The sequence below is a fragment of the Sphingomonas insulae genome, assembly GCF_010450875.1.
Lineage (GTDB): Bacteria > Pseudomonadota > Alphaproteobacteria > Sphingomonadales > Sphingomonadaceae > Sphingomonas > Sphingomonas insulae.
Map to the genome: position 1 here is coordinate 3,135,072 of NZ_CP048422.1, position 20,183 is coordinate 3,155,254.

At 67.5% G+C, this 20,183-nt stretch carries 18 protein-coding genes and 1 pseudogene; 10 read left to right on the forward strand and 9 right to left on the reverse strand.

Annotation, left to right across the window (positions count from 1 at the left end; genetic code table 11):
* The first annotated feature begins 47 nt into the window (after window positions 1–47).
* The 3 genes from GTH33_RS16505 to GTH33_RS16515 all read left to right on the forward strand — a co-directional run bounded on the left by GTH33_RS16505 (window position 48) and on the right by GTH33_RS16515 (window position 2,472).
* Window positions 48–1,022, forward strand: a complete 975-nt coding sequence (locus GTH33_RS16505; protein WP_163959337.1) for a type II secretion system F family protein — start codon at window positions 48–50, stop codon at window positions 1,020–1,022.
* 21 nt (window positions 1,023–1,043) lie between these two features.
* The gene (locus GTH33_RS16510; protein ID WP_166753064.1) at window positions 1,044–2,024 is read left to right on the forward strand and encodes a type II secretion system F family protein; all 981 of its coding nucleotides are present in this window, start codon (window positions 1,044–1,046) and stop codon (window positions 2,022–2,024) included.
* An 85-nt stretch (window positions 2,025–2,109) separates the two neighbouring features.
* Window positions 2,110–2,472, forward strand: a complete 363-nt coding sequence (locus GTH33_RS16515) for a hypothetical protein (protein ID WP_163959338.1) — start codon at window positions 2,110–2,112, stop codon at window positions 2,470–2,472.
* A 77-nt stretch (window positions 2,473–2,549) separates the two neighbouring features.
* On the opposite strand, the gene GTH33_RS16520 is transcribed toward GTH33_RS16515, so the two are convergent.
* The 3 genes from GTH33_RS16520 to GTH33_RS16530 are packed head-to-tail and all read right to left on the reverse strand — an operon-like array spanning window position 2,550 to window position 4,425.
* Window positions 2,550–2,726, reverse strand: a complete 177-nt coding sequence (locus tag GTH33_RS16520) for a DUF4169 family protein (protein WP_163959339.1) — start codon at window positions 2,724–2,726, stop codon at window positions 2,550–2,552.
* On the reverse strand, window positions 2,719–3,294 hold the full coding sequence (locus GTH33_RS16525) for a 3'-5' exonuclease (RefSeq protein ID WP_163959340.1): 576 nt from the start codon (window positions 3,292–3,294) through the stop codon (window positions 2,719–2,721). Before GTH33_RS16525 ends, GTH33_RS16520 begins: the two co-directional genes overlap by 8 nt.
* Window positions 3,295–3,339: 45 nt before the next feature.
* A complete protein-coding gene (locus GTH33_RS16530; RefSeq protein WP_249054931.1) occupies window positions 3,340–4,425 on the reverse strand; it encodes a GNAT family N-acetyltransferase in 1,086 nt (361 codons plus the stop codon).
* 96 nt (window positions 4,426–4,521) lie between these two features.
* Here GTH33_RS16530 and GTH33_RS16535 point away from each other — a divergent pair, with 96 nt between their 5' ends.
* On the forward strand, window positions 4,522–4,971 hold the full coding sequence (locus GTH33_RS16535) for a DUF2721 domain-containing protein (RefSeq protein ID WP_163959341.1): 450 nt from the start codon (window positions 4,522–4,524) through the stop codon (window positions 4,969–4,971).
* Entirely contained in the window at window positions 4,968–5,411 is a 444-nt protein-coding gene (locus GTH33_RS16540; RefSeq protein ID WP_163959342.1) for a DUF4345 domain-containing protein, read from the forward strand. The genes GTH33_RS16535 and GTH33_RS16540 overlap by 4 nt, the downstream gene beginning before the upstream one ends.
* 92 nt (window positions 5,412–5,503) lie before the next feature.
* On the opposite strand, the gene GTH33_RS16545 is transcribed toward GTH33_RS16540, so the two are convergent.
* Window positions 5,504–7,054, reverse strand: a complete 1,551-nt coding sequence (locus tag GTH33_RS16545) for an amidase (RefSeq protein ID WP_163959343.1) — start codon at window positions 7,052–7,054, stop codon at window positions 5,504–5,506.
* 125 nt (window positions 7,055–7,179) lie between these two features.
* Between GTH33_RS16545 and GTH33_RS16550 the strand changes: the two genes are divergently transcribed.
* Entirely contained in the window at window positions 7,180–8,445 is a 1,266-nt protein-coding gene (locus GTH33_RS16550) for an MBL fold metallo-hydrolase (RefSeq protein ID WP_208403890.1), read from the forward strand.
* A gap of 42 nt (window positions 8,446–8,487) precedes the next feature.
* On the opposite strand, the pseudogene GTH33_RS16555 reads toward GTH33_RS16550, so the two are convergent.
* Together GTH33_RS16555 and GTH33_RS16560 are read right to left on the reverse strand one after the other, a co-directional pair.
* Window positions 8,488–9,785 (reverse strand): annotated as a pseudogene (locus tag GTH33_RS16555) (chloride channel protein).
* A gap of 76 nt (window positions 9,786–9,861) precedes the next feature.
* Complete coding sequence (locus GTH33_RS16560; RefSeq protein WP_420853525.1) at window positions 9,862–10,698, reverse strand: ferredoxin--NADP reductase; 837 nt, start codon at window positions 10,696–10,698, stop codon at window positions 9,862–9,864.
* 126 nt (window positions 10,699–10,824) lie between these two features.
* On the opposite strand from GTH33_RS16560, the gene uvrB reads away from it, so the two are divergent.
* Complete coding sequence (gene uvrB, locus GTH33_RS16565; RefSeq protein WP_163959345.1) at window positions 10,825–13,020, forward strand: excinuclease ABC subunit UvrB; 2,196 nt, start codon at window positions 10,825–10,827, stop codon at window positions 13,018–13,020.
* Window positions 13,021–13,120: 100 nt separating this feature from the next.
* Here uvrB and GTH33_RS16570 read toward each other — a convergent pair whose 3' ends face one another.
* On the reverse strand, window positions 13,121–13,498 hold the full coding sequence (locus tag GTH33_RS16570) for a PRC-barrel domain-containing protein (protein WP_163959346.1): 378 nt from the start codon (window positions 13,496–13,498) through the stop codon (window positions 13,121–13,123).
* Window positions 13,499–13,624: 126 nt separating this feature from the next.
* Here GTH33_RS16570 and GTH33_RS16575 point away from each other — a divergent pair, with 126 nt between their 5' ends.
* A complete protein-coding gene (locus tag GTH33_RS16575; RefSeq protein WP_208403933.1) occupies window positions 13,625–14,137 on the forward strand; it encodes a hypothetical protein in 513 nt (170 codons plus the stop codon).
* A gap of 417 nt (window positions 14,138–14,554) precedes the next feature.
* Here the strand turns inward: GTH33_RS16575 and GTH33_RS16580 are convergent, their stop codons facing one another.
* Window positions 14,555–15,016: a DUF2501 domain-containing protein gene (locus tag GTH33_RS16580; RefSeq protein WP_163959348.1), complete on the reverse strand. Its 462-nt coding sequence runs from the start codon at window positions 15,014–15,016 to the stop codon at window positions 14,555–14,557.
* 109 nt (window positions 15,017–15,125) lie between these two features.
* Window positions 15,126–16,646, reverse strand: a complete 1,521-nt coding sequence (locus GTH33_RS16585; protein ID WP_163959349.1) for a fumarate hydratase — start codon at window positions 16,644–16,646, stop codon at window positions 15,126–15,128.
* A 125-nt stretch (window positions 16,647–16,771) separates the two neighbouring features.
* Here GTH33_RS16585 and GTH33_RS16590 point away from each other — a divergent pair, with 125 nt between their 5' ends.
* Together GTH33_RS16590 and GTH33_RS16595 are read left to right on the forward strand one after the other, a co-directional pair.
* On the forward strand, window positions 16,772–19,447 hold the full coding sequence (locus tag GTH33_RS16590; protein ID WP_243848140.1) for an EAL domain-containing protein: 2,676 nt from the start codon (window positions 16,772–16,774) through the stop codon (window positions 19,445–19,447).
* 114 nt (window positions 19,448–19,561) lie between these two features.
* Window positions 19,562–20,041: a hemerythrin domain-containing protein gene (locus GTH33_RS16595; protein WP_163959350.1), complete on the forward strand. Its 480-nt coding sequence runs from the start codon at window positions 19,562–19,564 to the stop codon at window positions 20,039–20,041.
* Window positions 20,042–20,183: the final 142 nt, after the last annotated feature.

The following is a 20,183-nucleotide window of genomic DNA, read 5'->3' on the forward strand; positions in this document are numbered from 1 at the left end:
GTCGGCCGGTTGCGCAGCCTGACCGACCGGAGGCCGGAAGCACCGCGATGGACCTGTTTTCGCTCCTGATGATGACCATCGGCGCCGTGGTCGCTTTGGCCATGGTGGTCTTCGCCTTTGCCGGACCATCGCCGCAGCGTGCGCAGACCCGGCGGATCGCCGCGCTGCGCGATCGCCATGGCGATGGCGCCACGGTGGCCGAGGCGCAGATGCGCAAGATCACCGCCGGCCGCGTCCAGACCAAGACGGACGTCGCCTTCGGCCGCCTGCTGCCCAACCCGGCGCAGCTCGCCAAGCGGCTGGCGATGACCGGCAAGGACTGGACCGTCGGTAAATACGGCATGGTCAGCGCCGGCCTGATCGTGGTCGTCGCCGCCCTGCTGTGGCTGAAGGGTGCGCCGGTCATGCTCGCGCTGCTGGTCGGCCTCGCGGTCGGTGCCGGCCTGCCGCATTGGCTGGTCGGGTTCTTCATCAAGCGCCGCGTGGCGAAATTCACCGCCAAATTCCCCGACGCGATCGAGTTGCTCGTGCGCGGCCTGCGGTCCGGCCTGCCGGTGACCGAGACGATCAGCGTCATCGGCAACGAGGTCGAAGGACCGGTCGGCGCGGAATTCCGGATGGTGTCCGACAAGATGAAGATCGGCAAGTCCATGGATGCCGCCTTGCAGGATACCGCCGATCGCCTCGGCACCCCCGAATTCCAGTTTTTCGTCATCACCATCGCGATCCAGCGCGAAACCGGCGGCAACCTGGCCGAAACGCTGGCAAACCTGGCCAACGTGCTGCGCCAGCGCGGGCAGATGAAGCTGAAGATCAAGGCGATGTCGTCGGAATCGAAGGCGTCGGCGTATATCGTCGGATCGCTGCCGTTCATCGTCTTCGGCATGATCTACATGATCAACGCCACCTATATGCAGGGGTTCTTCGTCGAACCGCGGCTGATCATCGCCGGCCTCGGCGGCCTGCTGTGGATGGGTATCGGCGTCTTCATCATGGCCAAGATGGTCAGCTTCGAAATCTAACGGAAAGAACTGGTTAGCGACATGCAGGCTTCCGGACCGACGCTGATGGGCATCGACGTATTGTGGGTCGCGACGATCCTGTCGGGCGTCGCCGCGCTCGCGGTGATCGTCGCCATCTATGCCGCGACCACGGTCGGCGATCCGATGACCAAGCGGGTGAAGGCGCTCAACGATCGTCGCGAACAGCTGAAGGCGGGCATCACCGCCTCGACCAAGCGCCGCGCCAAGCTGGTCCAGCGCAACGACACCACCGATCGGATGCGCAGCTTCCTGTCGTCGCTGAAGGTGTTGCAGGACAGCCAGGTCAAGGATGCGCAGGTCAAGCTGATGCGAGCCGGCATCCGGTCGAAGGACTGGGCGGTCGCGGTGATCTTCGGCCGGCTGGCGCTGCCGATCGTGTTCGGCGGGGTCATGCTGTTCGTCGTGTACGGCACCGATTCCTTCGCCGACTGGACACCGCTGAAGCGCTACGGCCTGGTCGCGGTGACCTTCATCCTCGCCTACAAGGCGCCCGACATCTATCTCAAGAACAAGATCACCAAGCGCAGCGACGCGATCCGCAAGGGGCTGCCGGATGCGCTCGACCTGCTGGTGATCTGCGCCGAAGCCGGCCTGACCGTCGATGCGGCCTTCCACCGCGTCGCCAAGGAACTGGGGCGCGCCTATCCCGAGCTCGGCGACGAATTCACGCTGACCGCGATCGAACTGGGCTTTCTCACCGAACGCCGTCAGGCCTTCGAGAATCTCGCCACCCGAGTCGACCTGGACGCCATCAAGGGCGTGGTGACGACGATGGTGCAGACGGAGAAATACGGCACCCCGCTCGCATCCGCCCTGCGCGTGCTGTCGGGCGAATTCCGCAACGAGCGCATGATGCGCGCCGAGGAAAAGGCCGCGCGCCTGCCCGCGATCATGACGGTGCCGTTGATCCTGTTCATCCTGCCGACCTTGTTCATCGTCATCCTCGGACCGGCCGCCTGTTCGATCAGCGACGCGTTCTGACGATCGGTGACGGACCCGCATGACCCGCGGTGAACCAAGCGGGCCGCACCTCGTTATGCTCCCGTAACAGGGAAGGCCCCACGAGATGCTGTTCACCACCACCACGCAGTTCGCCGCGCTCGCCTTGTGCCTCGTCGCCGGCTGGTTCCTCGGGCTCGCCAGCCACAGCGGCGGTCGCAAGTGGAAAACGCGCTATGCCGCCGAGCGAGAGGCGCATGCCGGCTATCGCAAGCAGAACGATACCAGCCTGGCAGACGCCAACCGCCGCATCGCCGAACTGGAACACGAGAACGCCCGCTTGACCAAGGCCGCCGCCGTCGTACCGGTCGCCGCCGCACCGACGCTGACCGAGCGCGTCACCGGTCGCCCGAGCGCCGCCCGCGCCGCCCGCCCGGCCTATCCGGCCGATCGTCGCCCCGGCTGGTTCGACTTCGGTCCCAACCGCTAACGCCCCTTCCCTCTCCTATCGAGACGGAGCAGGCGGCGGGACATCGATAAAGCGAGGGTGAGCGCGGAGGTACGCGCTTACTCCTCTAGCTTGGCCCCATCAAGGGTCCGGTCGATCCGCGCCTGCGCAGCGGCATCGGCATTCCGCTGCGCCTTGGTCCGGCCGAACTTCGCGCGGTTCGCGTCCGCAATCCGCGCCTCTTCCGCACGACCCCGCGCCTTGCGCGCCCGGCGAAGGTTGACGATCTCACCCACCGGACGGCGCCTCGTCCTGCCGCGCGGTCGCGGCATGAGCCTCGGCCGCGCGCTTCACCGCGCACCAGCGTTCCCATTCGTCGCGTGCGTCCGCCAGTGCGCGATGCGTCGGCACGTCGCGGTCGCGCACCTCACCCAGCGCGATCACGTCGGCGACCGCGACGCCCAGCGCCGCCGCCGGCACCGCATCGCGCAGGATCGCCGTCGCGGTGTCGCGCTGCGCCTCCTCGGTATCGCGCAGCCGCAGCGCGTGGCGCGGCAACTTGGCCGCGCGGAGCAAGGCGCTCAGCCATTTGCCGTCCCACGACGGTGCGCTGGCGAACAGGGCGTGTCCGCTCAGAACCTCGATCATCCGTCGCGCGACGACATCATGCGGCGTTCCCTCCGTATCCAGACGGGCGCGCGGAATGTGATGGATCGCCTCCGCCGCATCGTCCCAATCGTCCCATTGCAGCGGCGGACGGATCAGGTGGCTCTCGTCGCGTCCGTCTTCGAACACCCAGGCGACCTCGATCGGGTAACTCTTTTTGGCGAGCGACGAGGCTTCGAAGTCGAGAAACACCAGCATGATGGTGGAACGCGTACGCGGCGCGAATGGGTGCCGTCCAGCCTCCTAATGGCCCGATCGCCGCCAGGCGCCGCGACCCAATCGCCCGGCAAGCGCCGGCAGACCGGGCTTCAACAACAGCCAATCGCGGATCGCCGGTCCCTTGTCCGCGCCGATCACCTGCTTGTAACCGCTGTCGCCGGCACCCCAATCGACGCGCGCGATCCCGCGCCCCAGCGCCTCGACCAGGTTACGATAATAGAGGAGCTTTCCCGGCGAATGCTTGCCGTAGGCCGGGTCATAGCTGTTGGCGATCGCGTATTTCAGATCGCCGGCATCCAGATCGAACGAAAACGCCGCCGGCTTGCCGTCGATGGTCAGCAGCGCGGCACGCAGCATGGCGGCGATCACGGGATCGGCCGCCGCCGCGCGCCAGAACGCGCCATGGCCGGTGGCGGTGAACTTCGCATCCGACCCGTCGGTGCGTGCCGCGATCCAGCTCGTCTGCTCGATGTCCGCGAGCGCATCGAAGGCGCCGGGCCAGTCCGCACCGCTGATGAAGCGCCAATCGGGTACGCCATGGGTCGCCAGATGCTTTTCGTGGAACCGGTTCTTGCGCAACGTCGATCCGCGCGGCCACGCGCCATCGCGCTGCAACCCCGCCATGTCGAGCAGCCAGCTGTCGGCGACGAACCGGTCGAGCACCGTCCATCCCGATGCGCGCGCCGTCGCGATCAGCGGCATCGCCGCGGCATCGTCGTCGTATACCGGTCCGATCCGCAGCCCGTTGACCGCCCCCGCAAGCGTGGACAATCCGGCACGGATCGTCGCTTCGCCCGCGTGCCGTGCCAGCGGAAAGCTGCGGAACGGCCAGTAGGACCCCGGCACCGCCGCCAGCTTCAGGATCGCCGGGCCGACGCCGACCAGCGGCAGTGCCAGCGTCGGCTCGCCATCCTCCTCGACCAGCAACGTGCGGGCATGGCCGCCATAGGCCGCCAGCGCCGCCGCATACCAGCCATAGCGCAGGAACGCATGGCCGGGGGCCGCCGCCGCAGCCACGGTGTCGATCGCCCCCGCCAGACCATCGGCGATGCTGCCGCGGGCCACCGGGGGCAGACGCTGAAAATCGGCAAGGAACATCGGCTTGGTCACGCGGCCTCGACTAGCGATGATGCGTTACCAACCGGTGCAGAATGCGGCCACCCGTGCACCCTATCGCACTGCGCGAACCGACCTATGATGCGCGCCATGCCGACGTTCTTCCAGGTTTCGACGATCGCCCAGACGATCCAGCTGTCGCTGGCACCCGTATTCATGCTGGCGGCCATCGGCCAGATTCTCAACGTCCTCGCCGGGCGGCTGGCACGGGTCATCGACCGGGCGCGGGCGCTGGAGGATCGCGTGCTGAGCAGCGAGGGCGCCGACCGGCAACGGTACGTATGGGAACTGAAGCTGCTCGACGAACGCATGTCGATCATCAACGCCGCGCTGTTCCTCGCCGTCTCGAGCGCCGTCATGGCGTGCATCGTGATCGCCCTGCTGTTCATCGCCAACATCGCAAGCTTCCACATCGGCACGTGGATCGCGCTGGTGTTCATCGTCGCGGTGGCGCTGCTGATCTGCTGCCTCACCGCCTTCATGTGGGAGGTGCGGGTCAGCCTGCGCGCGATCCATGTCCGCAAGGAGATTCTGTCGTGACCGTCGCCTTCGAACGCCGCATCCTGCAGGCGGTGGTCGCGCTCGCCTGCCTCGTGCCCCTCCTCGTCGGCGGGCAGAGCGTCCTCCACGGCCCGGGCTTCCTCGGCCATCCGCCGGTGATCCCGGTCGATCTCGACAGCCATTTCCGGTATATTTCTGGGATCTTCTTCGCGGTCGGCATCGCGTTCGCGACCTGCGTACCGCACATCGAAAGCAGCGGGCCGCGTTTCCGGCTGCTCGGCGCGCTGGTCGTGTGCGGCGGCCTTGCCCGTGTCGTGTCGCTGCTCGGCGTCGGCGCGCCCTCCGCGGGGCATGTCTTCGGCTTCGGCATGGAACTTGGCGCGGTCCCGCTACTGATGCTGTGGCAGGCACGCTTCGCCCGGCGGTGGGCGAGCACGCATTCCCCCTCCGGCCGGGACGGTCCCGCCGCAGCGCGTTGACGAAGACGTCGCCCGGCAGAGCCATCGTTCGCGGCGGCTCCACCACGCGTCGCCACGCAAACGGCCCCCTCCCCGTTTAGGGACATGGCGTCCTACCGCCCGGCCAGCCCCTCCCCCACATCCGCCTGCGGCAGATACCGCGGTGCCACCCGCGCCCGCGCCCGCTGTTCGTAGGCATAGCCCGCGCCCAGCACGCTCGCCTCGCCGTTCCGCGTCGCGATGAACGACAGGCCGACCGGCAATCCCTTCACCAGTCCCATCGGCACGGTCAGGTTGGGATAGCCGGCGATCGCCGGCAGTTCCGACGAAGACGGTCCGTTATATTGATCGCCATAGACCGGGTCGCTGAGCCACGCCCCGGCATAGGTCGGCTCCACCAGCACGGCCGCGCCGGCGCTGCGGAGCATGCCGTCGATCGCCTCGCTCGCCTGGCGCAGCGATTTCGCCCGCGCCGCCTTGTACGCCGGATCGTCGAGGCCCCGGGTCTTTGCCGCCGCCTCGAAGATCTCCTGCTGGAAAAACGGCATTTCGTCCGCTGCATGCGCACGATTGAACGCGATCAGCTGGTCCAGCGTCCGCGTGGTCACCACCGGCGGCGTCGTCGCCAGATAGGCGTCGAGGTCCGCCTTCAACTCGGTCTTGAGCACCGTGAACTCGGCATCGCCGATCCCGTCGAGCTTGGGCGCCTTCACCTCAACCAATATCGCGCCGGCACCCCGCATCACATCCAGTGCCGCGTCAAAGCGCGCCGCCACCTCGGCCGGCAGGCCCTCCGGCCGCCGCACCGCAACCCGCACGCCGGACAGCGCGCTGACCGACAGGCCGGCGGCATAGTCGGGTGCATCCGCGCGCGTCACCATGCCCTGCAACAGCAGCGCGGCATCGCGTACGCTGCGCGCCATCGGCCCCGGCGTGTCCTGCGAATGGCTGATCGGCACCACATGCACGCCGCTGATCAGGCCCAAGGTCGGCTTCAGCCCCACCAGCCCGTTGATCGACGACGGGCAGACCACCGAACCGTCGGTTTCCGTCCCCACCGCCGCCGCCGCGAAGCTCGCCGCCACCGCCGCACCCGATCCGGATGACGATCCGCAGGCAGTGCGATCCAGCGCATAGGGATTGCGGACCAGCCCGCCGATTGCGCTCCAGCCGCTCATCGCATGCGTGGAACGGATGTTCGCCCATTCCGACAGGTTGGTCTTGCCCAGGATCACAGCGCCGGCGCGGCGCAGCGCGGCCACCACCGGCGCGTCGCGGCCGGTGACATTGTCCTTCAGCGCCAGACTGCCCGCCGTCGTCGCCATCCGGTCCGCGGTCTCGATATTGTCCTTGATGAGCACCGGCACGCCGTGCAGCGGGCCGCGCACCCGCCCCGCCCGGCGCTCGTCGTCCAGCGCCTTTGCCTGGCGCAGCGCATCCGGGTTGATCGTGATGATGCTGCGCAGGGTCGGCCCCTTGCGATCCATCGCCGCGATCCGGTCGAGATAGGCGCGGGTCAGGTCGGCGGCGGTCGTCTTGCCCGCCGTCATCGCCGCCTGTGCCTGTTCCAGCGACACCTCCTCGACCCGCACCGTCCTGGCCGCGGCCGGTACGATCGCCAGCGCGGTGGCGGCCAACAAAAAGCCTTGAATTATGCGGCGCATGGAACCCCCTGTCGTAGCGAAGCGATGCTACCCGGACCGAAGGTTCGCGCAAGGGCAGCGTGCCGGATTGACCCGGCGCCGATCACGCGGCACTCGATCGCCTTGATCTGTGTCAATACCGAAGGATGTCCGTGTCAGTCGTTCTGAAGATCATCGGCGGTATCCTGGTGGCGCTGGTCGTGGCCGCCGGCCTTGTCATGACGATCGTCCCGCGGTTCCTCGATCGCATCTATTATCGCGGCGGCGAGACCGACCATTATGATGGCGCGCGCTTCTTCAACCCCGATGGCGATGCCGATACGACGCGCACGCCGGGCGGCGGCGGCCGCGCCGGCTTCCTCTGGCGACAGCTGACCGGCAGCGATGGTCGCCCGGTCTGGCCGACCGCTGTGCCGGTCGCCGCATCGAAACCCGCCGCCCGGATCGACGGCGACCGCATGGTGGTCACCTGGATCGGCCACGCCAGCGTGCTGATCCAGACGCAAGGCCTCAACATCCTCACTGATCCCGTCTACGCGGATCGCGCCGGTCCGCTCGGGTTCGGGCCGAAACGTGTGGCCGCCCCCGGCATCGCCTTCGACGACCTGCCGCGCATCGACCTCGTGCTGGTCAGCCACAATCATTACGACCACCTCGATCAGGCGACGCTGAAGCGGTTGTGGCTGCGCGACCATCCGCAGATCGTCACCAGCCTCGGCAACGACAGCGTCATCGGCCAGACCGGCGCCAGGGCGATGGCACTCGACTGGGGTGGCAATGCGACACTGACCGCGGCGGGACTCCAGGACACCAGCACCGACATCCGCTGCGATCCCGACAGCTGGTGTCCCGGCGACCGGGCGCGCATCTTCATCACCCGCAATCATCACTGGGGCAGCCGCTGGTTCACCGACCGCAACCGCGCACTCTGGTCCAGCTTCGTCGTCGCGCTGCCGGGCGGCGGCAACATCTTCTTCGCCGGCGACACCGGCTTCGGCGATGGCCTGTGGCCCGCCGAAGCCGCCGCCTATGGTCCGATCCGCTTCGCGATGATCCCGATCGGCGCGTTCCGCTTCGCCCCCGGCCAGATGAGTTCGGGCAGCCATGTCGGCCCGGCGGAAGCTGCGCTCATCCATCAGCGCCTCGGTGCCGCGCGATCGATGGCGATCCACTGGGGTACGTTCCGCCTGTCGTACGAAGGCTACGACACGCCGCCGCGTATGCTGGCGGCGGCGATGCGCTGCACCGGCGGCACGGGTTTTACCGCCGAGCGGATCGGCGTGCCGTTCGAGGTGCCGCGATATGTGCCGCCGGTCGTCCCCCCGGTGGGTTTCGTCCAATTGCCGCCGGTCCCCACCCGCGATGCGATCCTTCGCTGTCTCGACACGCCCGCGGTAAAGGCGCTGCGCTGATCCCCAACCGTCATCCCCGCTCAGGCGGGAATGACGGACAGGCTACCGAAACGTCTGCGCCAGCCCATGGTACAGCTTCTCGCGGCACGCCAGCTGGCTCGCCCAATCCGCCAGGAATGCCGTCGCGAACATCGGCAGCAGCAGGCCGCGGCTCGCCGTCGTCTCCGACAGGATGATGACCGCCGTCAGCGGCGCCCGCACCACGCCGGCGAAATAGGCGACCATGCCCAGGATCACCACCGCCCCGCCGGGTCGTTCGGGAACACCGCGTGCAACAGGTTGCCGACGCCGGCGCCCACCGCCAGGCTGGGCGCGAAGATGCCGCCCGGCAATCCCGCCACCGCGGTCGCCAGCGTCGCCAGCGCCTTCGCCGGCCCGAACCACAAGGGTGCATCGACGCCGACGATCATCGCCCGCGCCGCGGAATAGCCGGTGCCCCAGGTCAATCCGGCGGTGAACACGCCCAGCACGGCGACCGCCACGCCGCACAGCCCTGCGAACGCGACCGGATGCGCCTTGCTCCACCGCGTCACCGCATGCCGCCCGCTCGCCAGCCCAAGGACGATGCGCGAAAACAGCCCGCCGAACGCACCGCCCGCCAGCCCCGCGACCGGCACCACCAGCAAGGCGCTCGCCAGCGGCATATGCGCGCCGATGGCACCGAAATAGATGTAGTCCCCCGACAATGTCTGCGCGACCATGCCGGCGATGACGATCGACGACAGCACCAGCAGCGTCACCTTCTGTTCGTAGGCGGCGGCCAGTTCCTCGATCGCGAACAGCACCCCCGCCAGCGGCGTGTTGAACGCCGCCGCGACACCTGCCGCCCCGCCGGCGATCACCACCGCGCCCTGCAACGGCACGCGCAACAGGCGGTGGCTGACGCCCATCACCGCCGCGGCGATCTGCACCGTCGGCCCTTCGCGCCCGACGCTGGCACCGCACAGCACCGCACCCATGGTCAGCACGACCTTGCCGACCACCGTCTTCACCGCGATCAGGCCGCCGATCGCCGCCTGCGGGTCGGCGCGCGCCGCCATCACCTGCGGGATGCCCGATCCGCGGGCCAGCGGCACGACCCGCCGCGTCACCCAGACCAGCGCCATGAACCCCAGGGGCGTGGTGACCAGCGGCAGCCAATGCCAGCGCCGCGCATAGCCACTGAACAGCAGCCCCATCTCGTCCGACGCCTCGGCGAACAGCACCGCGACGATCCCGATCGCGATCGCGCCGGTGATGACCGCGATCCGCCGCCGGAACCGCACGCTGGTCGGTCCGCGCGATCGCAGCAAGGCGCGGAATCGATGGGGCGTCCACCGGCGGATGCGTTGGTCTGGCATGGCGATGCCCTAGCGGAAGGGGGTGCGGAGCGGAACCCGAACCCGAACCCGCGCCCCGCACCCCCTGTTCGTGGCGTCAGTCGACGAAGGCGCGCTCGATCACATAGGTCCCGGCCTTGGCGTTCGACCCTTCCTCGAATCCGATCGAATCCAGCATCGCCGCCGTCTCGCGGATCATCGCCATGCTCCCGCACAGCATGATCCGGTCCGTTTCGGGATCGAGCTTCTTGGCCCCCTGCACCGGATCGCCGAACAGCGCGGCGCTTTCGATCAGGTCGCCGATCCGCCCCGTCGTGCGGAACGGCTCGCGCGTCACCGTCGGAATATAGTGGAACTGCTGCTGCGCCTCGTCCGATACCAGCGGATCCTCCGCCAGCCGCGCCTGCAATTCGTCATGATAGGCAAGGTCGCTGACCTGCCGCACCGAATGGACCAGGATCACCTGATCGAACATGCTGTAGACGTCGGGATCGCGCGCCAGGCTGAGGAACGGCGCCAGCCCGGTGCCCGTCGAAAAGAAGAACAGCCGCTTGCCGCCGACCAGGGCGTCGGTGACCAGCGTGCCGGTCGGCTTCCTGCCCATATAGACCTCGTCGCCCGGCTCGATCAGCTGCAGCTTCGACGTCAGCGGGCCGTCCTCGACCTTGATCGACAGGAACTCCAGTTCCTCGGCGTAATGCGGCGACGCGATCGAATAGGCGCGCATGATCGGCTTCGCGCCGTCACCATCGCCCGGCAGCCCGATCATCACGAATTCGCCCGACCGGAAGCGGAAGCTCGCCGGCCGCTCGACCGCGAAACTGAACAGCCGGTCGTTCCAGTGGCGCACCCACAACACCTTGACGTTGGCGAACGCCTTGGTCTCGGGCAGGGTGACGGGGCTACGCCCCATGTTTTGAACGGCGTCGGTCATCGATCGGGGGCTTCGGGTTGTTTGCGAAGGGATCGCATTATGAACCCGGCGCGGCTCGGTCAACCAAAGCAAAGCTTTGGCGGCGCATTGCCGTCGCTTGCCGACGGCCCCATATTCGTTCCCGATATGGCCATCCAGATCCGCACCAGCCTTGCCGAGCCCGAAACCGGCGAGAATTTCGTCCCCCACCGCCCTGCCCGTCCCGACAAGGTGGAGGGCGGGCGCCCGTTCAAGCTGGTCAGCGAATACGCACCCAGCGGCGACCAGCCGACGGCGATCGCCGAACTGACCGCCACCGCGCGCGCCGGCGAAAAGGATCAGGTCCTCCTGGGCGTCACCGGATCGGGCAAGACCTTCACCATGGCCAAGGTGATCGAGGAATTGCAGCGCCCCGCGCTCATCCTCGCCCCCAACAAGATTCTCGCCGCGCAGCTCTACGGCGAGTTCAAGAGCTTCTTTCCCGACAATGCCGTCGAATATTTCGTCAGTTACTATGACTATTATCAGCCCGAGGCCTACGTGCCGCGGTCGGACACCTATATCGAAAAGGAATCGTCGACCAACGAATCGATCGACCGGATGCGCCATTCGGCCACCCGGTCCCTCCTCGAACGCGACGATTGCATCATCGTAGCCTCGGTGTCGTGCCTGTACGGTATCGGGTCGGTCGAAACCTATTCGGCAATGATCTTCGACCTCAAGAAGGGCAATGCCGTCGACCAGCGCGAGATCGTACGCAAGCTGGTCGCGCTGCAATACAAGCGCAACGACGCCGCCTTCCAGCGTGGCAACTTCCGCGTGAAGGGCGATACGCTCGAGATTTTCCCGTCGCATTACGAAGACAGCGCGTGGCGGATCAGCTTCTTCGGCGACGATATCGAGGATATCACCGAATTCGATCCGCTGACCGGCAAGAAGGTCGCCTCGCTCAACAGCGTCCGCGTCTACGCCAACAGCCATTACGTGACGCCCGGCCCGACGCTCAAGCAGGCGGGCGACGCGATCCGACACGAACTCGCCGAACGCCTCAAGGAACTCGTCGCCGAGGGCAAGCTGCTCGAAGCGCAACGGCTCGAACAGCGCACCAATTTCGATCTCGAAATGATCGCCGCCACGGGCAGCTGCGCCGGCATCGAAAATTACAGTCGGTTCCTCACCGGCCGCCTGCCCGGCGAGCCGCCCCCTACGTTGTTTGAATACCTTCCCGAAAACGCTGTGCTGTTCGTCGACGAAAGCCACCAGACCGTGCCGCAGATCGGCGCGATGGCGCGGGGCGATCATCGTCGCAAGATCACGCTTGCCGAATATGGCTTTCGCCTGCCTTCGTGCATCGACAACCGCCCGCTGCGCTTCAATGAATGGGACGCCATGCGGCCGCAGACCGTCAGCGTCTCGGCGACGCCCGGCAATTGGGAAATGGAGCAGACGGGCGGCGTCTTCGCCGAACAGGTGATCCGCCCCACCGGGCTGATCGACCCACCGGTCGAGATCAGGCCCGTGGAGGAACAGGTCCAGGACCTGATCCAGGAATGCAAGGCGACCACCGCTCTGGGCTATCGCACGCTGGTGACGACGCTCACCAAGCGAATGTCCGAAGACCTCACCGAATATATGCACGAGGCGGGCATCAAGGTCCGCTACATGCATAGCGACGTCGAGACGCTGGAGCGCATCGAGCTGATCCGCGACCTGCGGCTCGGCGTCTACGACGTCCTCATCGGCATCAACCTGCTGCGCGAGGGATTGGACATTCCCGAATGCGGGCTGGTCGCGATCCTCGATGCAGACAAGGAAGGTTTCCTGCGTTCCGAAACGTCGCTGATCCAGACGATCGGGCGGGCCGCGCGGAATGTCGATGGGCGTGTCATTCTGTATGCCGACAGGATTACCGGCTCGATGGAGCGCGCGATGAACGAAACCGCGCGCCGGCGTGAGAAGCAGGAGGAATATAACGCCCTTCACGGCATCACCCCGACGACGATCAAGCGCAACATCGGCGACATCATCGCGCATGTCAGCCAGGGCGATCAGGTCACCATCCCGATCGACGAGGACCGTCCGCACATGGTCGGCCACAATCTGCGCGCCTATATCGAGGACCTCGAAAAGCAGATGCGCAAGGCGGCATCGGACCTGGAATTCGAAACCGCCGGTCGGCTCCGCGACGAAATCCGGCAGCTGGAAAACGAGGAACTCGGACTGCCCGTGGACGAGCAAAAGGCGCCGATCATGGGACGCAGCAACGAAGGCAAGCCCGGCACCCGCAAGACGCGTTACGGCAAGGCATCGAAGATACGCATGGGCGGCCGGCGCGGCCGCTGAGGGTATAGGGCGCCTATTCCTTCACCCTTTTGGCCCCGCCGTGCGATGAGCACGCCCGATGCGTCAGGGCGACGCACCCGGCGGGGTCGTTCCAGCCCGCTCAGCCGGTGGTCAGGTTCGTCGCGCTCACGCCGTAATAGCTCGCGACCCGATCCGCATAGGCCTGGTCGAAAACCGGCGCGTTGTTGGCCCAGCTCGGCCCGCCTTCCAGCATGCGGCGATCGATAGTGACGACGTACAGGTCGCGCACCGGATCGAACTGCAGCAGCTCGAACGGCAGTGGGTAGAAGCTCTTGCCCATGCCCAGAAACCCGCCGAGGCTCAGCACCGCGTGGGTCGACCGCCCCGACCCCTTGTGCACCATCAGCGCATAGACCGAGCCGACCTGGTCGCCGTCACGGCTCTCCACCTTCAGCGAATGGGCGACGTTTGCCTGGACGAGCAACTGGGTGGCAGTGGTCTGCGGTTCGGTCGACATCGGATACTCCTGATTGATACGCGGGTGAACCGACCGATGGCCACGCCGGTTCCCTGCCGCGACGGGTTGAGACGCCGGTCCCCTTCCCGCATAAGCCGCGGCATGCGTGCTACCCACCGCCTCATCATGACCATCGCCACGTCGGGCGCGCTGCTGACCGCCTGCGTTCCCCAGCCCGTCGCGCCGCCGCCGGCTCCGTCGCCAGCGCCGGTCGCCCGGCCTGCACCACCGCCCGTCATCGCTGCATCCAGCGACTGGCGCGACTGGCCGCTGACGCCCGGTACGTGGAGTTACCGGCAGGACGGCCGTGGCAGTATCGCCTTGTTCGGGCCGGCCGGCAGCGATGCCCGCCTGACGTTGCGGTGCGACGCCGATCGTCGCCAGATGTTCCTGTCCGTCGCCGGCAGCATCGCCGCCCCCCTGACCGTCCGCACCACCAGCCTGACGCGGGCGGTGCCGGTGCAACCGACCGGGGGCGCCCCGGCCTATGTCGCCGCCGTTTTGGCGCCCAACGACGGCCTGCTCGATGCGATGGGCTTCAGCCGCGGACGGTTCGTGATTCAACAGGCCGGCGGCGGGACGCTAGTGATCCCGACATGGGCGGAAATCGAACGCGTTACCGAGGATTGCCGCGGCTGATTCGCGGCAACGGCGGGCGACGATCCTCGCGCCGGAACGCGTGTAATTCAAGTCTTGCATGTCCCCCCGCCGATGCGCACATTGCGGGTGTGGCCGGGCTACCGGTCACTTGGCTAACACAAGCGAAAGGAGGTGATCCGATGTCTCATGGTTCAGCAAGGGGGTCGGTTCAGTTCGTTCGGGGGACTCGCTTCTAGGACCCGTTTAAATCGTGCCGGGGGGTATCCTCCCCCAGTCAACGGCATGACGAGGGTTGCAGAGGCTTCATGGTCTCCCGGGCTGGAGCTCTCCGGCCGCTGACCATGTTTAGGGGGTGTCGGGCTGCCGGGAGGCGTCCGGCGCCCTCTTCTCATTTCCGGGACGCGCCGGCACGGTCCTTTGCCCTACCCGCGCGCATCCGGCGCCTACAGGCCAGCGCTACAGGAACGATTGCGCCCGTTTCAGCACCACGTTGCAGACCTGCGACTTCACCTGCCCGCGCAGGCTGTCGAGCGACAGGGACTGGCCGCCGCCACCCAATACCCGCCCGGACTGGCCGGCGGCATAACCGGGCGACGTCGCAACCCCTGGCTTGCCGGTCAGCCGGCCAAGGATACCCGCCGCTCCGCTGTTGGTGCCATTGGTCGCGGTCGCGCCACCGGCGCTGTCCACCACGCCGAGCAGCTTGTTCTTGACGCAATAGCCCAGCAAACCCGCGGCATTGCCCGCCCCGATCGATCCGACCTGCGGCAGGCCGCCGCCCAACAAACCGCCGGCCCGGCCCAGCAGGCCGCCGGCTTGCGACGTGGCGGGTGCCGGCGCGGGCAGGGGCGCCGTGGTGGCCGTTTGCGCCAGCGCCGCGGTCGGCAGCAGCAGCGCGGCGGCAAGGATGACTTTCATGATGGCTCGTCCCGGTAGTGGATGGATCATCTGCACCAACCGCCCGCCGCCGTGGCCGTTCCGCCGCGCGACGCCCTGCCGGTCTGGCGCCGGTCGGGCGCCGCCCCGATCACGCCGGCGTCAGCAGCCCTTCCCGCGCGATCTTCTCGCGCCAGACCAGCGGTGCCAGCTGGTGCACGTTCTGCCCTTCGCTATCGACGGCGACCGTCACGGGAAAATCGCTGACCTCGAATTCGTAGATCGCCTCCATGCCCAGATCCTCGAAGCCGACCACCTTGCTGCCCTTGATCGCACGCGCGACCAGATAGGCCGCCCCGCCGACCGCCATCAGATAGGCGCTCTTCGCCTCCCGAATCGCCTCGGTCGCCGCCGGGCCGCGCTCGGCCTTGCCGACCATCGCGAGCAGCCCCTGGTCGAGCATCATGCGGGTGAACTTGTCCATCCGCGTCGCCGTCGTCGGCCCCGCCGGCCCAACCACCTCTTCGCCGACCGGATCGACCGGCCCGACGTAATAGATCACGCGACCCGCGAAATCGACCGGCAGGGCCTCGCCCTTCGCCAGCATGTCGGCGATCCGCTTGTGCGCCGCATCGCGCCCGGTCAGCATCTTGCCGTTGAGCAGCAACCGGTCGCCATGCTTCCACGTCGCCACCACCTCGGGCGTCAGCGTATCGAGATCGACGCGGATCGCCGCCGTGTCGGGCGTCCAGTTCACCTGCGGCCAATCGCTGAGCTTCGGCGCCTCCAGATACACCGGCCCACTGCCGTCGAGTGTGAAATGGGCGTGGCGCGTCGCGGCGCAATTGGGGATCATCGCCACCGGCTTCGATGCCGCATGCGTCGGCCAGTCGAGGATCTTGACGTCGAGGATCGTCGACAGCCCGCCCAGCCCCTGCGCACCGATGCCGAGCGCATTGACCTTGTCCATCAGCTCGATGCGCAGCGCCTCGATGTCGTTCCGGGGGCCGCGCGCCTTCAGCTGACCCATGTCGATCGCGCCCATCAGCGATTGCTTGGCGAGCAGCATCGCCTTTTCCGCGGTGCCGCCGATGCCGATGCCCAGCATGCCGGGCGGGCACCACCCCGCGCCCATCTGCGGCAGCATCTCCAGCACCCAGTCGACGATCGAATCGCTGGGGTTCATCATCTTGAACTTCGACTTGTTCTCCGACCCGCCCCCCTTGGCCGCGACGTCGACCGACACCTTCGCCCCCGGCACCATCTCGACGTGCAGGACGCTCGGCGTGTTGTCTTTGGTGTTGCGCCGGGTGAAGGCGGGATCGGCCAGGATCGACGCGCGCAGCTTGTTTTCGGGGTGCAGATAGGCGCGGCGCACCCCCTCGTCGATCACCGCCTGCAACGATTGGTCGCCGTCCAGGCGGCAATCCTGCCCCCATTTGACGAAGACGGTGACGATGCCGGTATCCTGGCAGATCGGCCGATGCCCCTCGGCGCACATCCGGCTGTTGGTCAGGATCTGCGCGATCGCATCCTTGGCCGCCGGACTCTGCTCCGCCTCATACGCCTCGCCCAGCGCGCGGATGTAATCCATCGGGTGATAGTAACTGATGAACTGCAACGCGTCGGCGACGCTCTCGATCAGGTCGGCGGCGCGGATAGTCGTGGTCACGGGCGATGCTCCTTTGCGTCCGCCTTTAGGACGAGCCCGTGCGCCCGCCAAGCATGCGCCGCGCACCGACGAAATTCCCAGTCATCGCAGCACTTTCTCAACTATCGTCGCGTAATCATCGGTGCATGCCGTATCTGGTTTCACGTTCGCAGTCGGATACGGGGCGCTTCACGGCGTCCATATGGCAATTGCTGGGCCTGCATGGCGATGCGTCCGACGATCAGGTCCGGCTGCACGCCACGCGCCTTACCGCCGTCCTCGCGATCTGGCCGTTCGCATTGATCGCGCAGGGCATCACCTGCGCGGTGCTGATCGGCGCGACGCTTGCCGGCCCCACCCGTACCCTGATCGAAGTCGGTACGACCGCCCTGCTGCTGCTCATGTCCTCGCTGAGCGTCTACGCCATGCTGGCGGCGCGACGCTCGCGCGAATGGGCATCGCACCTGCGCACGCGCGGCCTCATGATCGCGGCGGCCGGGATCGCCGCCGCGTTGGCGTCGCTGCTCTGGGCCGCATCGGGACTGCCGCATGGCGCGATCCAGCTCGGCTGCTCCGTCGCCGTCGCCGGCGCGATCGGCATGACCGTCATCACCCTCCATCCGGTCCGCGCGGCGATCCTGGGCTTCGGCGGCGGTCTGGTATTGATGATCCCGATCCTGTCGGCCAGCGTCCTGCCCTCGATCGTCGCCGGTGCCTTCCTCACCTGCGTCGTCGTCGCGACGCTGCGTCTCGCACGGATCGACGCCGCCCGCGCCCACGATCGCGCCGCGGAATCGCGCGATGGTCGCCTCGCGGCAAAGATGATCGCCGAATTCGAAGGCCATGGCACCGGCTGGTTCTGGGAAGCGGACCGGCATGGCCGCCTCACCTATCTGTCGGCCAAGGTCGCCACCGAACTCGCCGCCGCCCATCGCAATCCCGTCGGCCGGTTGCTGACCGACGTGTTCCGGATGGACAGCGCCGCCCCCGGCACCGAACGCACGCTGGCCTTCCACCTTTCCTCGCGCACCTCGTTCTCGGACTATACCGTCTGCGCAGCCGGCGCCGTCGACGGGGCGGAGGAGATGGACGGAGCGGACGAGACGGAACGGTGGTGGTCGATCTCCGGCCGCCCGGTGGTGGACGAACTCGACCGTTTCCAGGGCTTCATCGGCTCGGGCAGCGACCTCACCGAAAAGCGCCGCTCGGATGCGGAGATCACCCGCCTCGCCCTGTTCGACGGGCTCACCGGCCTCGCCAACCGCCAGCGGATGCGCGCCAGCCTTGACAAGACGTTGCAGCAGCAGGTCGGGCCCTATCGCCCCGCCTCGCTGTTCCTGATGGACCTCGACCGGTTCAAGGCCGTCAACGACACGCTGGGACATCAGGCAGGTGACGCGCTGCTCAAGCAGGTCGCGCAACGATTGCAGCGCGGCGTCGGCGATGCCGGCCTGGTCGGGCGGCTCGGTGGCGACGAATTCCAGGTGCTGCTCCCCGGCATCGACAATCGCGACACGCTGGCGACGCTGGCGCGGGCGCTGATCGCCGCGTTGTCGCAATCCTATTTCATTGCCGGCGCATCGGTGACGATCGGCTGTTCGATCGGGGTCGCCATCGCACCCCAGCATGGCGAGGATGCCGAGGAGCTGATCCGCAACGCCGACCTCGCACTCTACGCCGCGAAGGCCGACGGGCGCGGCGTCCACCGCTTCTATTCCGAGGACATGCTGGCCGGCGCGAGGAGCCGCAAGGCGCTCGAGGACGACATGCGCACCGCGCTTGGCGAAGGCGGCTTCGAACTCGGCTACCAGCCGGTGGTGTCGACCGCGACGACGCAGATCGCGGGCTACGAGGCGCTGCTGCGCTGGAACCACCCGGTTCGCGGCCCGATCTCGCCCGCCGATTTCATTCCGGTCGCCGAGGAATGCGGGTTGATCGAGGCGTTGGGCGAATGGGTGTTGCGCACCGCCTGTGTCCAGGCCGCGCGCTGGCCGCGCGCCGTGCGCGTCGCGGTCAACGTCTCGCCGATCCAGTTCGCCAATCCGGCCTTCCCCGCCCTCGTCACCTCGGCGCTCGCGCATAGCGGCCTGGCTGCCGACCGGCTCGAACTGGAGATTACCGAGGGCGTCTTCCTCGACGAATCCGGCGCGACCGATGCGATGTTCAAGGCGCTGAAGGGCATCGGCGTCCGCCTGGCGCTCGACGATTTCGGCACCGGCTATTCCAGTCTCGGCTATCTGCGCAACGCGCCGTTCGACAAGATCAAGATCGACCAGAGCTTCGTGCGCGGCGCCGCGCAGCCCGGCAACCGCAACGCCGCGATCATTCGCGCGATCGTGACGCTCGCCGATACGCTCGGCATGGAAACCACCGCGGAGGGTGTCGAGGTACAGGACGAGATCGAACTGATCCGCAGGCTGGGGTGCAGCCACATCCAGGGCTATGTCTACGGCCGCAGCGTGCCGGCCGATCAGGTCGTCGAACAGCTCGGCGGCGTCGTACAGGTCGCCGCCGTCGGTCACAAGGTCAGCCGCGCACCCCGCACCAAGATGCTGCGATCCGCCCGCATCGCGATCGGCCGCAACGAGGGCGACGTGCGCATCCGCAATATCTCGGCGAGCGGCGCGATGATCGATGGCGTCGATATCGACGGCCAGGCGGTCGGCCTCGATGTCCTGATCGAGCTGATCGAGGACCAGATGTTCGCCGCGCGCGTCGCCTGGGCAAAGGACGGCAAGGCGGGACTCGCCTTCGCCGAATCGTTCAACCTCGACCGGCTCAACCAGTTGCAGCCCTCACGGGTCCAGCGCCGCGTGGTGTGATCGACCCGCCGCCACGGCGCGCGCACCGTGCGCGCGGTCGCGTCCGGGTTGCCAACGCCGTCCATTGACGCCACCAGCATGCGCGCGTTCCGGCATCTTCAGGACTGACACCTCATGGTCGAATACCGCGGCAACGATCTGGTGGACCCCCGCCGTACGTCCTGGGCGCGACTGGTCGGCGATCACGATCGCATCGCGCAGCAATGCGCCGCCCTCGTCGTGCTCGCCCGTCGGCCGGATCGGCCGGCAGAGGCCGCCGCGGTGCTGTTGCTCGAACTCGCCGTCTGCGTGGCCGATCATCTCGGTATCGAGGATCAGGTGATCGACCTCACCGTCACCGCGGTCCGCACCGGCGTGTCGCCCGACGATGCCGCGACCATGTCGGAAGCGCTCGACGTGCTGAAGGCGGACTGGACCGACTTCATCGTCCGCTGGACCCCGGCGGCGGTGCTGGGACATTGGTCGAGGTTTGCCGGAGAGGCGGAAACCATGATGTCCCGCCTGTCCGATCAGGTACGTCACGAAAACGAGCTGCTCTATGCCGAGGCGCTGCGCCGCGGCATCATCGACCGGGGGCAACCGGTCCTTCACTGATCGGCGGCGGTTCGGGCGCGCCGGAAACGTCCGTTCCGCACCCACCGGACGGGGCGGCCGGAGCCGTCAAAAAATTTTCGTTCCCGCGCTGTTCCCTTGCGCTTTACGAAACCCGCGGAAGTCCACGCGTCGTGCGCGCAGC